Source organism: Bradyrhizobium sp. CCBAU 45321 (assembly GCF_028128975.1).
GTDB lineage: Bacteria > Pseudomonadota > Alphaproteobacteria > Rhizobiales > Xanthobacteraceae > Bradyrhizobium > Bradyrhizobium yuanmingense.
Map to the genome: position 1 here is coordinate 1 of NZ_LFKZ01000127.1, position 13690 is coordinate 13690.

General features: G+C 64.5%; 12 protein-coding genes. All 12 read left to right on the top strand.

Going from position 1 to position 13690, the window contains the following annotated elements:
- Nucleotides 1-278 precede the first annotated feature (278 nt).
- Nucleotides 279-1097: an ABC transporter ATP-binding protein gene (locus ACM43_RS25320; RefSeq protein ID WP_157284705.1), complete on the top strand. Its 819-nt coding sequence runs from the start codon at nucleotides 279-281 to the stop codon at nucleotides 1095-1097.
- A complete protein-coding gene (locus tag ACM43_RS25325; protein ID WP_157284704.1) occupies nucleotides 1097-1885 on the top strand; it encodes an ABC transporter permease in 789 nt (262 codons plus the stop codon). The genes ACM43_RS25320 and ACM43_RS25325 overlap by 1 nt, the downstream gene beginning before the upstream one ends.
- 138 nt (nucleotides 1886-2023) lie before the next feature.
- On the top strand, nucleotides 2024-3049 hold the full coding sequence (locus ACM43_RS25330) for an ABC transporter substrate-binding protein (RefSeq protein ID WP_271543704.1): 1026 nt from the start codon (nucleotides 2024-2026) through the stop codon (nucleotides 3047-3049).
- A 28-nt stretch (nucleotides 3050-3077) separates the two neighbouring features.
- The gene (locus ACM43_RS25335) at nucleotides 3078-3782 is read left to right on the top strand and encodes an NUDIX hydrolase (RefSeq protein WP_271543706.1); all 705 of its coding nucleotides are present in this window, start codon (nucleotides 3078-3080) and stop codon (nucleotides 3780-3782) included.
- Nucleotides 3783-3875: 93 nt separating this feature from the next.
- A complete protein-coding gene (locus ACM43_RS25340) occupies nucleotides 3876-5198 on the top strand; it encodes an ABC transporter substrate-binding protein (RefSeq protein WP_157284701.1) in 1323 nt (440 codons plus the stop codon).
- Nucleotides 5199-5210: 12 nt separating this feature from the next.
- Nucleotides 5211-5978, top strand: a complete 768-nt coding sequence (locus ACM43_RS25345; protein WP_036037489.1) for an ABC transporter ATP-binding protein — start codon at nucleotides 5211-5213, stop codon at nucleotides 5976-5978.
- Nucleotides 5979-5981: 3 nt separating this feature from the next.
- Entirely contained in the window at nucleotides 5982-6686 is a 705-nt protein-coding gene (locus tag ACM43_RS25350) for an ABC transporter ATP-binding protein (protein ID WP_271543708.1), read from the top strand.
- Nucleotides 6687-6691: 5 nt separating this feature from the next.
- On the top strand, nucleotides 6692-7573 hold the full coding sequence (locus ACM43_RS25355) for a branched-chain amino acid ABC transporter permease (protein ID WP_036006719.1): 882 nt from the start codon (nucleotides 6692-6694) through the stop codon (nucleotides 7571-7573).
- Nucleotides 7570-8589: a branched-chain amino acid ABC transporter permease gene (locus ACM43_RS25360; RefSeq protein WP_271543711.1), complete on the top strand. Its 1020-nt coding sequence runs from the start codon at nucleotides 7570-7572 to the stop codon at nucleotides 8587-8589. Before ACM43_RS25355 ends, ACM43_RS25360 begins: the two co-directional genes overlap by 4 nt.
- The gene (locus ACM43_RS25365) at nucleotides 8549-9478 is read left to right on the top strand and encodes a polyphosphate kinase 2 family protein (protein ID WP_271543713.1); all 930 of its coding nucleotides are present in this window, start codon (nucleotides 8549-8551) and stop codon (nucleotides 9476-9478) included. Before ACM43_RS25360 ends, ACM43_RS25365 begins: the two co-directional genes overlap by 41 nt.
- Nucleotides 9475-10512: a patatin-like phospholipase family protein gene (locus ACM43_RS25370; RefSeq protein ID WP_271543715.1), complete on the top strand. Its 1038-nt coding sequence runs from the start codon at nucleotides 9475-9477 to the stop codon at nucleotides 10510-10512. The genes ACM43_RS25365 and ACM43_RS25370 overlap by 4 nt, the downstream gene beginning before the upstream one ends.
- Nucleotides 10513-11278: 766 nt before the next feature.
- Nucleotides 11279-13603, top strand: coding sequence for a mechanosensitive ion channel domain-containing protein (locus tag ACM43_RS25375; RefSeq protein ID WP_271543717.1), 2325 nt, complete (start codon nucleotides 11279-11281; stop codon nucleotides 13601-13603).
- Nucleotides 13604-13690: the final 87 nt, after the last annotated feature.

Genomic DNA, 13690 nt, shown 5'->3' on the forward strand with positions numbered 1-13690 from the left:
GAACTCCTAGGCCACATGCGATAGCCCTGCCCTGGAGGGGGAGGGTCGATCGCGCGCAGCGCGAGCGGGGTGGGGTGCTCTGTCCACGCGGGCACTGCCTCCGTGGAGAGACTGTCACCCCACCCCGTCTCACATTTCGCTGCGCTCATGTGAGCCGACCCTCCCCCTCCAGGGGAGGGTAAGAGCGCGGCAGCACGCCATGCGTAGCACGCCGGGCGCCTCGATTGAACTTGGCCGCACGAGCGGCTAAGGCATCGGCCTGAGTTCGGAGGAAGCACATGACGACGCCCACGGCAGTGGCGCTGGAAGATACCAGGGTGGCATTCCGGCTGGGGGACGGCCGGGTCTATACGGCGGTGGAGAACGCGCATCTTGCGGTCGCGCAGGGCGAGTTCGTGGCCATCGTCGGCCCGACCGGCTGCGGGAAATCGACGCTGCTCAACGTCGCGGCGGGCCTGCTCAAGCCCGCCGCGGGCAGCGTCAGGATTTTCGACCAGCCATTGGCGGGGCTGAATCGGGATGCCGGCTATTTGTTCCAGGCCGACGCGTTGTTCCCCTGGAAGACCGCGCTCGACAATGTCGCGATCGGACTCGAGGTCAAGGGCACGCCGCGCGCGGAGGCCTTGTCGCAGGCGCAGAAATGGCTGACCGCCGTCGGCCTCGGCGCCTTCGCGAACCGCTATCCGCACATGCTTTCCGGCGGCCAGCGCAAGCGCGTGGCGCTGGCGCAGGTGCTGATCCGCGATCCGAAGATCCTGTTGATGGACGAGCCGTTCGGGCCGCTCGATGCGCAGACGCGCCAGGTCATGGGCAATCTGCTGCTCGACTTGTGGAGTGCCGACCGCAAGGCCGTGCTGTTCGTCACCCACGATCTCGAAGAGGCCATCGCGCTCGCCGACCGCGTCGTGATCATGTCGGCGGGACCGTCCTCGCGCATCATCGGTGACTGGCGCGTCGGCCTGGCCCGCCCGCGCGACATCTTCGAGGTGCGCCTCGACAAGGAATTCCATGCGCTCCATCGCGAGATCTGGAGCGTGCTCAAGGACGAGGTGATGAAGGGGTACGCACAGTCCACCCAGGCGGCGGAGGTGGTCTGATGTCGCGCACGACGCTGTTTGCGCTGCAGGTCCTGGTCGCTGTCGTCGGCCTGGTGCTGTGGCAGGTGCTGTCGACCATTCCCGTGTTCGGCAAGATCCTGCTGCCGCCGTTCTTCTTTTCCAACCCGCTCGACGTGTTCAGCCAGATCGTGAAATGGTTCGCCTCCGGCGTGATCTGGAAGCACCTCGGCATCACGCTCGCGGAATCGATCCTCGCCTTCGTGATCGGATCGCTCGGCGGCGTCCTGGTCGGCTTCTGGTTCGCGCGCCAGCCGCTGGTCGCCGCGGTGTTCGACCCCTATGTGAAGATGGTCAACGCCCTGCCGCGTGTCGTGCTGGCGCCGATCTTCGCGCTGTGGCTCGGGCTCGGCATCTGGTCCAAGGTCGCGCTCGGCGTCACCCTGGTGTTCTTCATCGTCTTCTTCAACGTCTATCAGGGCGTCAAGGAGGTCAGCCGGACCGTGCTCGACAACGGCCGCATGCTCGGCATGAGCGAGCGGCAGCTGATGCAGCATGTCTATTGGCCGTCGGCGCTGTCGTGGATGTTCTCGTCGCTTCATACCTCCGTCGGCTTTGCCGTGGTCGGCGCGGTGGTCGGCGAATATCTGGGATCGGCGGCCGGGCTCGGCTATCTGATCCAGCAGGCCGAGGGCATCTTCGATGTCGCCGGCGTGTTCGCCGGCATGTTCGTGCTGTCGGCCTTCGTCATCCTGATCGATTTCGGCGTCACCTTGGTGGAGCGGCGCCTCCTGGTGTGGCGGCCGGCCGCGTCGGACGGGCGGGGATAGGAAGCAGGTCCATTTGATCGCGTGGATGCGATCCGGTCGTGTGTTGGGTGTACTAGCTGCGCCGAAGGGCCGATCAGGCAGTGCTTCTCAAGCCAGTCCCGCTGCTCTATGGTGCCGCCGGCCGAACGGAGGAAACCAATGAAGAAAACGATTGCCAGGCTCGCCGGCGCGCTGCTCGCGCTGACGCTCACCACCTCGCTTGCCGCGGCGCAAAGCAAGGTCACCATCGCGGTCGGCGGCGGCTCCTGCCTGTGCTATCTGCCGACCGTACTGGCCAAGCAGCTCGGCGAATACGAGAAGGCCGGCGTCAGTGTCGAGCTCGTCGACCTCAAGGGCGGCTCGGATGCGCTCAAAGCCGTGCTCGGCGGCAGCGCCGACGTGGTCTCCGGCTATTTCGACCATTGCGTCAATCTCGCCGCCAAGAAGCAGGAGCTGCAATCCTTCGTGGTCTATGACCGCTATCCCGGCCTCGTCCTGGTGGTCGCGCCATCGCGGACCAACGACATCAAGTCGGTCAAGGATCTCGCCGGCAAGAAGGTCGGCGTCAGTGCGCCCGGCTCCTCCACCGACTTCTTCCTGAAATACATGCTCAAGAAGAACGGGCTCGATCCCACCAGCGTCGCCGTGATCGGGGTGGGCCTCGGCGCCACTGCGGTGGCCGCAATGGAGCAGGGCCAGATCGACGCTGCGGTGATGCTCGATCCGTCCGTGACCGTGCTGCAGGGCAGCCACAAGGATCTGCGTATCCTCTCGGACACCCGTACCCAGAAGGATACGCTGGAGACGTTCGGCGGCGAATATCCGGGCGGCGCGCTGTATTCGACCGTGGCCTGGATCAACGGCCATGAGAAGGAGGCGCAGGCGCTCACCAATGCGATCCTCGCCACGCTCGCCTGGATCCATTCGCACAGCCCTGAGGAGATCATGGCGAAGATGCCCGAGCAGACCGTCGGCAAGAACAAGGAACTCTATCTCGCCGCGCTGAGGAATACGATCCCGATGTATTCCGAGACCGGCAAGATGGACCCGAAGGGCGCCGACGCCGTGCTTGCAGTGTTCAGCGTCGGCTCGCCCGAGGTGGCGAACGCCAAGATCGACGTCAGCAAGACCTTCACCAACAAATTCGTCGAGCAGGCCAAGAAGACAACGGGGAGCGCCAAATAGCCGACGCCATGGCGTGGTATCAGGCGTCATGACGTCACCGGTCATACATCGCGTCGCGACGCTCGATCTTGCGGTGCGGCCGATCGTGTGGCCGTTCGCCGAGGAACGGCGCGCCGAGATCGCGGCGCATTTCGCCGAGAAGCAGCGCGAGCGGCCGAAAATCTGGAACGGCCGCGTCCTGCTCGGGCGTGACGCCGTGTTCAACGACGGTCACCTGACGGCGACCTATTTCGAGACGGATTTCGCAAGCTTCCTCGCCTGGCGCGACTGGGGCTTTCCCGACAAGGCCGTGTTCAACGGCTTCGGCATGGGCGCGCTGCGCGCCTCCGACGGCGCCTTCATCATGGGCGAGATGGCGCCCCACACCGCCAATGCCGGCCGCATTTATTTCCCCTCGGGAACGCCTGATCTCCACGATGTCAGCGACGGCGCGCTCGATATTCCCGGCAGTGTCGTCCGCGAGCTCGGCGAGGAGACCGGCCTGACCGCGGCCGACTATCGGATCGAGCCGGGCTGGCATTGCGTGGTCACGGGCCCCACGATCGCGATGTTGCAGGTCATCAACCTGGGCATGCCGGGCGATGTGGCTCGCGCCCGGATCGAAGCCAACCTTGCGCGCGAGACCGAGCCGGAGCTGTCCGCCATTCACCTCGTGCGCGGGACCAGCGATCTCAGGCCGTCCATGCCGCGATTTGTCACGGCCTTCGTCGAGCAGCAGTTCGCAGCGCGCTGATGCGCGAGGCTTGACATCGCCGCGCGCAGCCCATGTGATGGGCCGAAGAATTGCACCAAGAATGCAATGCACAAATCGTCCAGGGAGGTTTTGATGCGCCTGCGCATGGCTGCCCGCTTGGTACGTGGGTTGTTGGTCGCGATATCAGCGACGGGCTTGGCGGTGTCTGCCGCGGCCCAAGACAAGGCTCAAGAGAAAAAGCTCAAGATCGGCGTCATCTACGATCTCACCGGCCCGCTCGCCGGCGGCGGTTCGGAGCTGCAGTACACCGGCGCGAGGATCATGCTGGATCAGTACAGCACGAAAGACGTCGAAGGCTACAAGATCGAGGCGATCTATGCCGATGCTCAGAGCAAGCCGGATATCGCCATCAATGAAGCGATCCGTTTGATCGAGCAGGAAAAGGTCGACATGCTGCTCGGCTTCTTCTCCTCGGCGCAATGCGTGCCGGTGGCAGCGCGGGTCGAGCAGCTGAAGAAGTTCATGTGGATCACGACCTGCATTTCGTCGGCGGTGCTGGAGAACAAGAACTACAAATACGTGTTTCGCCCGCAGGCCTCCGGCGACCAGTTCGGCATGATGACGATGGACTTCATCGCGCAGAACACCAAGGAAAAGCTGGGCAAGGACCCGAAGGACCTGCGGGTCGCCATCATCCACGAGGACGGCGCCTACGGCGTCGACGTTGCCAAAGGCAACGAGGCCGGTGCCAAGAAGGCCGGTTTCAACATCGTGCTCAGAGAGGGCTATTCGGCGACGGCCCCGGATCTGTCTGCGCTGGTCACCAAGCTGAAGCGGGCCAAGCCGGATGTGGTGTTCCATACCGGCTATAATCCCGACATCACCCTGTTGCTTCGGCAAGCCCGCGAACAGGGGCTGAAGTTCGGCGCGCTGGTAGGACATGGCGCCGGCTACGGGGTCTATGAGAAGCTGAAGGAAGGCCTGGGCGCCGACGTAAACTATGTCTTCAACACCGATCCGATCTCGATCTGGCTCGCCAACCAGAAGAGCATGGATCCGAAGCTGCCGCCGATCATCAAGGCGGTCGGCGAGGAGTTCGACAAGCGCAAGCCGGGTGTCGCCATCCGTTCGGCCCATGTCGGCATGGCTGCGTCCAACACCTATTTGTTCCTGAACGACGTGCTGCCGCGAGCGATCAAGAAATATGGCGGTGTAGATCCCGATTCCCTGCGCAAGGCAGCACTGGACACCGACATACCCGAAGGCGGCACCATGCTCGGCTTCGGCGTCAAATTCCACGGCGAGGGCTCGCCAATGGCCGGCCAGAACGAGCGCTCGTTCCCGGTCGTGATCCAATACGTCGACGACAAGTCCTATGTGGTGTGGCCCAAGAGCCAGGCGCAGCGCGAGGCCGTGCTGCCGCTGCCCAAGGGCACCACCTACAGCAACCAATAGCGGGGTTCTGCGGTGTTGGAAGTCAGCGGATTGGTGAAGCGGTTTGGCGGCTTCACCGCCGTGAACAACGTCTCGTTCCGGGTCGATCAGGGCGAGATCCTCGGCCTGATCGGTCCCAACGGCTCGGGCAAGAGCACGATCTTCAACATGCTGTCCGGCACGCTGGCGCCGACCTCCGGATCGATCCTGTTCGCCGGGCACGAGATTGCGGGCCTTGCGCCGCACCGGATCATCAACAGCGGCATCGGGCGAACCTTCCAGATCCCGCGGCCGTTCCGCCGCCTCAGCATTTTCGAGAACGTCGCGCTTGCCGGCTTCTACGGCCAGGGCCGCCACAGCCGCGCCAAGGCGGAGGAGGCGGCCGAGCGGTCGCTGGCGATGGTCGGCCTGCCGACCGACCGCCATGCCAGCGTCGATGGGCTCGGCGCGGCGGGGCTGAAGAAGCTGGAACTGGCGAAGGCGCTCGCCACCGCGCCAAAGCTGTTGCTCGCCGACGAGAGCCTCGGCGGTCTCGACGAGGCCGAGATGGACCAGGCTGCGGACATGCTGCGCAACATCCGCGACGAACTCGGCATCACCATCATCTGGGTCGAGCACATCATGGGCGTCCTGATGCGCGTCGTCGACCGCGTCATGGTGCTCGATCACGGCGAGAAGATCTCGGAAGGCCTGCCGAGCGCGGTCGCCGGCGATCCGCGCGTCATCGAGGTCTATCTCGGCACCGACGCCGAGACCACGCAGGCCGCGGCCGCCGAAGCGCGCCGCCGCGCGGGAGGCTAGGTGATGCTGGAGCTTCGCGGCCTCAATGCCGGCTATGGCACCTTCCAGGCACTGTTCGACGTCAATCTCGACGTGAAGGCCGGCGAAGCCGTCGGCGTGATCGGCCCGAACGGTGCCGGCAAGACCACCTTGATGCGCGTCATCTCCGGCCTGATCCGCCCCTCGCGCGGATCAATCAAGATGGAGGGCGTCGACCTCGTCGCGACACCGTCGCACAAGATCGTCAGCCTCGGCATTGCGCATGTGCCGGAGAACCGGCGGCTGTTTCCGCAGCTCACGGTCGACGACAATCTCAAGATGGGCGCCTTCATGAAGGAGGCGCGGGACCACTACGCCGAGCGGCTGGAGGTGGTGTTCGACCTGTTCCCCCGCCTGAAGGAACGCCGTCACCAGATGGCCGGCACCATGTCCGGCGGCGAGCAACAGATGTGCGCCATCGGCCGCGCGATGATGTCCAATCCGAAACTGTTGCTGCTCGACGAACCCTCGGCGGGGCTCGCGCCGGTGGTGGTGCAGCAGGTGTTCGAGCTGGTGAAGCGGATCCGCGCCAGCGGGCTGACGGTGCTGATCGTCGAGCAGAACGTGCAGCAGGTGCTGAAGGTGGTCGACCGCGCCTATCTGATCGAGGCGGGCACGATCCGCACGTCCGGCACCTCGGCCGAGATGCTGGCGAGCGACACGGTCAAGGAAGCTTATCTCGGGGTGTGATGGGTATGCAGGCGTTCCTGGACGTATTCGACATCTACCTGCTGGAGGCCGTCATCAACGGCATCCTGCTCGGCGGCGTGCTGGCACTGCTCGCGCTCGGGCTCAACCTGATCTTCGGTGTCATCGACGTGACCTGGATCTGCTACGCCGAGCTCGTCATGATCGGCATGTACGGCATGTATTTCATGGTGCAGTATTATGGCGTCAGCTATTTCGTCGCTGCCCCGCTCACCATCCTGCTGGTCGCCGTGCTTGGTGCGGCGCTGCACTACCTCGTCATTGCGCCGCTGCTGACCGCGCCACCGATCAACCAGCTGCTCGCGACCGGCGGGGTGCTGTTCGTGCTGCAGAGCTTTGCCACGGTCGCCTTCGGCATCGACTTCCGCAATCTCGGCATCCGCCTGCCGGTGCTCGCCTTCGGCGACATGAATTTCAGCTACGCACGACTGCTTTCGTTCGTCGCCGCGCTGGTCGGCATGGTCGCCGTCTATCTGTTCATGACGCGCACCTTCACCGGCACTGCGATCCGTGCCATCTCGCAGGACCGCCAGATCATGGCGCTGATGGGCGTCGACACCAAGCGGATCTACCTGATCACGTCGGCGCTCGGCGGCGCGCTCGCCGGCCTCGCGGCCTGCCTCCTCGTGCTGCAATACGACGTGCATCCCTTCGTCGGCCTGTCCTTCGGGCCGATCACCTTCCTGATCTGCGTGCTCGGCGGCCTCGGCAATTTCATCGGCGGCTTCATCGCCGCCTTCGTGTTCGCCGAGATCATCTCGCTCGGGGGCCTGTTCTCCGACCTCGAATGGGGCTATGTGCTGGCCTTCGCGTTCTTCATCGTCATGATGTTCATCCGGCCCGCGGGCCTGCTTGCGAGGCGCCGATGATGGGGCAGGGGCGGCTTGCTGCATGGGGCGTGGGGCTGGCGGCGCTGGTCGCGCTGCCCTTCGTCTATCGCGATCCCTATCATCTGCACATCCTGGTGCTGATCCTGATCTGGTCGTTCGCCTATACGTCCTGGTCGATGATGGGGAGGTTCGGCCTCGTGTCGCTCGGCCATGGCGGCTTCATGGGGATCGGCGCTTACGTCACCGCGCTGTTGTGGAATCACGCAGGATTGTCGCCCTGGATCGGCATTCCCATCAGCATGGCGGCGGCCGGTGCGCTGGCGATGATCGTCGGCTATCCCTGCTTTCGCTTTCGTATCACCGGGCATTATTTCGTGCTGGTGACGCTGGCGCTGTCAGGCATCGTGCTCCAGGTCATCACCGCGACGCGCGACTATACCGGCGGCTCGCTCGGCTACACCCCGAACCGCGCGTCCGGCAACAGGCTGCTGGCGCTGCAATTCGACGACAAGACCACCTGGTACCTGATCGCGCTTGCGGTCTGGCTGTTCGGCATCGTGGTCTGGCACTGGGTCGACCGCAGCATGGCGCGTTATGCGCTGGAGGCGATTTCCGAGGACGAGGACGCCGCCGCCGCGGCCGGTGTCGACGTCACCGCCGAGAAGCTGAAGATCACGCTGCTCAGCGCGTTGATGACGGCTCTGGCGGGCGCGATCTACTGCCAGTACCAGATGTTCATCACGCCGGACACGGTCAGCGGCATCGCGGTCTCGCTGCAGATGGTGTTCGCCGCGATCGTCGGCGGGCTGTTCGTCTCGCTCGGCCCGACCATCGGCGCCATCATCACCATCCTGCTGGCGGAGAGCTTGCGGATCGGTTTCGGCACCAAGGCGGTCGGCTGGGATAATCTCGTTTACGGCGTGCTGCTCGTGCTTTTCATCATATTCCTTCCCAAGGGCATCCTTGGTAGCTTGCTCGACCGATTGAAGTTGCAACGCAAGGTGCCCCGCGCTCATGAGCAAAAAGCCGTCCAAGTCGCTCGCCCAGGAGCTTGACCGCTACATCACGCCGTTTCGCTACGAAGGCTCGGGCAAGTTTCACCTCAAGGACCACAAGACCGACGAGAGGGGCGATCTCGACAAGGAGAAGGCGCAGGCGATCCTCGACGCCAACAAGAAACGGCTGATCGCGTTTCAGGAGAAGCTCTACGCGCAGGACCGCTGGTCGCTCCTGATCGTGTTCCAGGCGATGGACGCCGGCGGCAAGGACTCCGCGATCAAGGCGATCTTCGAGGGCATTAATCCGCAGGGCTGCGAGGTCACGGCCTTCAAGGCGCCGAGCAGCAAGGAGCTCGACCACGACTTCCTCTGGCGTCATGCGGTCGCGCTGCCCGAGCGCGGCCATATCGGCATCTTCAACCGATCGCACTACGAGGAATGCCTGGTGACGCGCGTGCATCCCGAGATTCTCGCCAAGCAGAAGCTGCCGCCGAGGCTCGTCACCAAGAACATCTGGAAGGAGCGGTTCGAGGACATCTCCGCTTTCGAGCGCTATCTCTGCCGCAACGGCACCGTGGTGCTGAAGTTCTTCCTCAACCTGTCCAAGGAAGAGCAGCGCGAGCGTTTCCTCGCGCGGCTGGACGATCCGGCCAAGCAGTGGAAGTTCTCCATGGACGACATCAGGGAGCGTGCGCTGTGGCCGCGCTACCAGGCGGTCTACCAGGACATCGTCCGGCACACGGCGACGTCCCATGCGCCCTGGTATGTCGTGCCCGCCGACCACAAATGGTTCGCCCGCGTCGTGATCGGCTCGGTGATCAATGCCGAGCTGGAAAAGCTCGATCTGCGCTTCCCCCGTGCCGACAGGGCCTCGCTGGAGGAGTTCAAGCAGGTGCGCACGGCGCTGGAGAAAGAAGGAACGGGAGGCAAGAGGCAAGCAAGGTGACAGCCGGCGGGACCACGAACTGCAAGAACGTCAACTTCGCGCTCCAGGGCGGCGGCGCGCACGGCGCTTTCGTGTGGGGCGTGCTCGACCAGGTGCTCGAGGACGGCAGGCTCGCGATCGAGGCGATCAGCGCGACCAGTGCCGGCGCCATGAATGCGGTGGCGATGGCCTCCGGCATGGCACATGGAGGCGCGGAGGCCGCGCGGGAGAGCCTGCACGCATTCTGGTACGAAGTCTCGCGCATGGACATGGCATACGACCTGATGTCGCCGCTGAACCAGTGGATTCAGGCCCTGAAGCTGCCGCCGGAATATCATCCGGTCCACGCATTCATCCATACGCTGACGCACACGCTGCCGCCCAACCTGCTCAATCCCTTTCAGTTCAATCCGCTCCGCGCGCTGCTGCAGCGCGTGATCGATTTCGACCGGCTCAATTCCTCGCCCGAGGCGCCGCAGCTGTTTCTCAACGCCACCAACGTCCGCACCGGCAAGATCAAGGTATTCCAGAGCCCGCTGCTGACGGCGGAAACCGTGCTCGCCTCGGCCTGCCTGCCGCCCTATTTCCAGGCCGTCGAGATCGATGGCGAGCATTACTGGGACGGCGGCTATCTCGGCAATCCCGCGATCTATCCGTTGATCTACCGCAAGGGCAGCCACGACGTCGTCATCGTGCAGGTGACGGCGATCCGGCGCGACGAGCTGCCGGCCAGCGCCGCCGATGTCCTGCACCGAATCAACGAGATCAGCTTCAATTCGTCCTTGATGCGCGAGATGCGCGCGGTCGCTTTCGCCACCCGGCTGATCGACGATGGCGAGCTCGACAGCAACAAGCATAGCCGCATGTACATGCATTGGATCGGCAACGACGCGCTGATGTCGCAGCTCGGCACGGCCACGCAGTTCCACCCCGAATGGAGCCTGTTGTGCCGCCTGCGCGACGAGGGCCGCGCGGCGGCGCGAAGCTGGCTGGCGCGAAACTTCGACCAGATCGGAAAGGCCTCGACGGTCGACCTCGCCGAGATGTTTCTCTAGTTGGCCGGGTGGCCATCGACCAAAAGTGCGAAAACAACCCCATGCACAGTAGCCAGGAATAGCGGAATCAATGGCTTATCGGCTCCTATCATCCGCGATGCGGATTTCACGAAATTCGTTTGCATCGTCGGGCAAAACAGGGGCATGATGTCACCATGCCGGCTGCCTTCGGAAATCCCTCACTTCGCGCGGAAGCGATTTGCACAGCGGAACTCGGGCCGTCAAATGTGATCGTCAGATCATTGATCCTGCTTGACAGTTTTGTGTCGCAGGGGGACCATGCCCCTGGTCGCCAACAAGCGACGCGCAACGTCCACCTCATGAGCAAGGGGAGGTCTATGACACCACCTCCGCAAATCCAGCCGCGTTAATTGCGATGGAGCTCGTTCGGACTATCGCATAGCGGCGCAAACCGCGAACGGCACGCCGGGACAAGGTTTAGCGGGCTGCATCAGTGAGGCAAAGCCCCTACCTTCCCGGCGCTGTATTTTGATCGTGTCGGATGGCCGTGAAGGCCGCCGCACCGCTTTTTTTTGACACCCCGCTCGTCTTAATCCTGTTGTCTGATCCGCAAACGGTCTTTGTGCGCGCTGACGGGACATCAGCTCCCGATCCTGCGCTGCGGCAAATGCCAAGAGAATGTCGTCCCAAAGGCCAACTTCCGACACAGGCTGGGGGCGAATAGCGCCGATCCGACATGACGGATGTGCTTCGGCGGTGGCGGCCACGCTACCTGCGAGCACATTCACTTTTCCAGGGAATCTGCGTGTCGCAAAAGCTTGTCCCGGCGCTTCTCGCCGCTCTTTTCCTTGCGATCTCTTCTCTCTCCTGCGCCCGCGCCGATGCGCCAGCCGCGAACGGTGCCGCGGCGCTATCGCCTGACGAAGCCAGGCGTGCGTTGGACACGCTTCAGGACGACAAGAAGCGCGCGCAGATGATCGATACGCTCCGTGCGATCGCCAACGCGTCTGGTCCGCAACAGGCCGGGCCGCAGCCGAATTCGCCGATCCCGCTTTCGGCCGACGGCCTCGGAGCGCAGCTCATGCTCACGGTCTCGGAGGAGATCGGCGAAATCTCGCGTGAGATCGCCGGCATCGCGCGGACGCTCACGCACTTTCCCGCGTTCTACTACTGGATCGTGCGCACCGCGAACGATCCCGCGGCTTACAATCTTCTGATCGAGATCGCCTGGAAGCTGGCGCTGGTGCTCGGCTGCGCCCTCTCGGCCGAATGGGTGATCTTCCGCCTGATCCGCCGGCCGGTCGCGTTCCTGGAGGGACGCGTGCCGCAAACCGCGCGCCTGCCGGCACCCGCGTTGCCGCTTGCCGATCCGCCATCGTCAGTCGCCGACGTTACGCCTGCACCTGAAATGCAGGAGCGACGCCACAGCCTTGCGCGGGTCTGGCAGATCATGCTGCGCCTGCCCTTCGTGTTCGGGCGTTTCGTACTCGAGCTGCTTCCCGTGCTCATCTTCGTCGGCGTCGCCACCGCGCTGCTCGGGACGGAGATTGGAGAACCGACAACCGTCCGCCTCGTAATCCTCGCCGTCGTCAACGCCTATGCGTTCTCGCGCGGGCTCATCTGCCTGGTTCGGGCGCTGGCGGGGCCGTTCGGCTTGTTTCCGGTGCGCGCGGAGACCGCCGCCTATGTCGAGATCTGGGCGCGCCGCATCGTAGGCGTCGGCATCTCCGGCATCGCCTTTGCCAATGTGGCGCTGCTGCTCGGCCTGCACCGCGCCGGCTACGCCGCGCTGCTGCGCATGGTGATGCTGGTCGTGCACCTCTTCATCGCCGTCATCATCCTGCAATGCCGCCGCCAGGTCGCCGATGCCATCCGCGCGCCGGCCGAGCGGCAGGGGATCGCGGCTCGTTTGCGCAACCGCATCGCCGGCGGCTGGCACTATCTTGCCATCGCGCTCGACCTCGCGCTCTGGGCGGTGTGGGCGCTCAACATCCGCAACGGCTATTCGCTGCTGCTGCAATATTTCGTCGGCACCATCGCGGTGGCGCTGGTCACGCGTGTCGTCATCATGCTGACGCTGAGCCTGATCGACCGCGGCTTCCGCATCAAGCCGGAAATCCTCCAGCGCTTTCCCGGCCTCGAGATCCGTGCCAACCGCTATCTGCCGCTGCTCCGCAGGATCGTATCCGGCGTGATCGCCTTCATCGGTTTCGTGGCGGTGCTCGAGGTCTGGGGCGTGGACGCGATCGTCTGGTTCTATGGCGGCCAGATCGGCAGCCGGCTGATCTCGGCCGTGGTGACCATCGGCCTTGCCGTACTCATCGCTGCAGCGATCTGGGAAGCCAGCAATGCGCTCCTTGACCGCCAGATCAATACGCTGTCGCGGGACGGGCACTATGCCCGCGCGGCGCGGTTGCGCACCTTCCAGCCGATGCTGCGCACCGCGCTGCTCTGCCTGATCGCGACAATCGTCGGCCTCACGGCGCTGAGCGAGATCGGCGTCAACGTCGCCCCGCTGCTCGCGGGCGCCGGCATCGTCGGCATTGCGATCGGCTTCGGCTCGCAGAAGCTGGTGCAGGATCTCATCACCGGCCTGTTCCTGCTGCTGGAGAATACGGTGCAGGTCGGCGACACCGTCAGCGTGTCCGGGCTGTCGGGCGTCGTCGAGAACGTCTCGATCCGCACCATCCGCCTGCGCGCGGGCGACGGCGCCGTGCACATCGTGCCGTTCAGCGCGGTCACGACCATCACCAATGCCAGCCGCGGCGCCGGCAACGCCTCGGTTAGCGTCAACGTCGCCTACAAGGAAGACACCGACCGCGCCGGCCAGATCCTCAAGGACATCGTCGACGAGATGCGCCGTGAAGCGGATTTCCGCGCGCTCATCCGCGGCGACCTCGAGCTGTGGGGCGTCGACAAGGTCGACGGCGCGATGGTGTCGATCGTCGGGCAGATCCGCTGCACCGAGGCCGGCCGCTGGCCGGTCCAGCGCGAATTCAACCGCCGCATGAAGCTGCGCTTTCAGCAGAACGGCATCGAGGTCGCATCGTCGGGGCAGACCATCCTGATGCACATCGCGCCGCCGGCAGACAGCGCTGCCAATCTGACGCCCCGGCGGGCGGCGGGATAAACAGTCCCAAAGTGTGGCCTGCCTTTATTTGCGCGTCCGCCAACGCGCGCCCCGGTTGGCGCGTTAAACCTTTTCGCGCGCAAGTGC

Excerpts from the sequence above, each read along its gene's own strand:
- ACM43_RS25365 (WP_271543713.1), top strand. The coding sequence starts at position 8,549 with ATGAGCAAAAAGCCGTCCAAGTCGCTCGCCCAGGAGCTTGACCGCTAC.
- ACM43_RS25355 (WP_036006719.1), top strand. The coding sequence starts at position 6,692 with ATGCAGGCGTTCCTGGACGTATTCGACATCTACCTGCTGGAGGCCGTC.
- ACM43_RS25320 (WP_157284705.1), top strand. The coding sequence starts at position 279 with ATGACGACGCCCACGGCAGTGGCGCTGGAAGATACCAGGGTGGCATTC.
- ACM43_RS25330 (WP_271543704.1), top strand. The coding sequence starts at position 2,024 with ATGAAGAAAACGATTGCCAGGCTCGCCGGCGCGCTGCTCGCGCTGACG.
- ACM43_RS25350 (WP_271543708.1), top strand. The coding sequence starts at position 5,982 with ATGCTGGAGCTTCGCGGCCTCAATGCCGGCTATGGCACCTTCCAGGCA.
- ACM43_RS25335 (WP_271543706.1), top strand. The coding sequence starts at position 3,078 with ATGACGTCACCGGTCATACATCGCGTCGCGACGCTCGATCTTGCGGTG.
- ACM43_RS25340 (WP_157284701.1), top strand. The coding sequence starts at position 3,876 with ATGCGCCTGCGCATGGCTGCCCGCTTGGTACGTGGGTTGTTGGTCGCG.
- ACM43_RS25360 (WP_271543711.1), top strand. The coding sequence starts at position 7,570 with ATGATGGGGCAGGGGCGGCTTGCTGCATGGGGCGTGGGGCTGGCGGCG.
- ACM43_RS25325 (WP_157284704.1), top strand. The coding sequence starts at position 1,097 with ATGTCGCGCACGACGCTGTTTGCGCTGCAGGTCCTGGTCGCTGTCGTC.